The sequence below is a fragment of the Microcoleus sp. OTE_8_concoct_300 genome, from assembly GCF_031383065.1.
In the GTDB taxonomy this organism is placed as follows: Bacteria; Cyanobacteriota; Cyanobacteriia; order Cyanobacteriales; family Microcoleaceae; genus Microcoleus.
This window is the reverse complement of the sequence record NZ_JANMZH010000097.1, coordinates 1-1,214: the sequence shown is the minus strand read 5'-3', so window position 1 is coordinate 1,214 and position 1,214 is coordinate 1. Positions and strand designations below refer to the sequence as shown.

General features: G+C 46.3%; 1 protein-coding gene. It reads right to left on the bottom strand.

All coding sequences use genetic code 11. The annotated features are described in order from the left end of the window. Positions 1 to 209 precede the first annotated feature (209 nt). Positions 210 to 1,214, bottom strand: a 1,005-nt coding sequence (locus ACUVJL_RS04565; protein WP_445244767.1) for a tetratricopeptide repeat protein, incomplete at its 5' end; no start/stop codon positions are given.

The window sequence follows — 1,214 nt, the reverse complement described above, 5'->3', positions numbered from 1 at the left end:
TAATCAATTAATCGCGCAAGCAGAACAGTTTTTAGAATTAGCAGAACGCCTACTGGGAGATTTCCCTGATTCTCGATAGCGATTTCAATCGCCGAGTGATATCAATTCCGCTCTTCATCGGAATTATTCATCTCTCTCTTGCCTCCCTCTGTGTTCTCTGCGTCCTCTGTGGTTAAATCATTCCGATGCCACCGGAAACGATATGATATCTAATCGGTGCTGTGCCATTCTCGATCGATTCTCTCCAAATCCTTGGCCGCTCCCAATTGTTGTAAAATTTGATGTGCTGTATCGTAATGTTGTTGAGCAACTTCTGTGTTGCCGCGCTTTCGCTCAAGGTGTGCTAAATAGTAGTTAACTGCGGCAATATGCCAAGTCATCCCCAGTTTTTGCATTTTTCCTAAAGCTTCTGTTAACAGTTGTTCTGCTGTATCTAGATGGCCTCTAGCTAGATCATTTTCTCCCAGACAACAGATCGAAGTTGCTATCCCTTGGCGATCGCCCAATTCTGTTTTAACTTCCAAAGATTGCCGGTAGAGTTTCTCAGCTTCATCCCAATTGCCGCGATTTCCCTCGATCTGTCCCAACGATCCCCAACAAGATGCCATCCCTTCGCGATCGCCCAATTCTGTTTCAACTTCCAAAGATTGCCGATAGAGTTTCTCAGCTTCATCCCAATTGCCGCGACATTGCTCTATATATCCCAACACATCCCAAGAAGATGCCATGCCCCAGCGATCGCCCAATTCTGTCATCATTTCCAAATGTTGCCGGTAGAGTTTCTCAGCTTCATCCCAATTGCCGCGATTTCGCTCGATATCTCCCAACGATACCCAAGAATATGCCATGCCCGATCGATCGCCCAATTCTGTTTGAACTTCCAAAGATTGCCGATAGAGTTTCTCAGCTTTATCCCAATTGCCGCGATTTTGCTCGATATGTCCCAACGATGCCCAAGAAGATGCCATGCCCGATCGATCGCCCAATTCTGTTCTCAATGCCAAAGATTGCCGGTAGAGTTTCTCAGCTTCATCCCAATTGCCGCGTTTTCGCTCGATATCTCCCAACAATTGCCAAGAAGATGCCATGCCCGATCGAGCGCCTAATTCTGTTTCAACTTCCAAACATTGCCGGTAGAATTTCTCAGCTTCATCCCAATTGCCACGATTTCGCTCGATATCTCCCAACATCCCTAATGAAGTAGCAATGCTGCT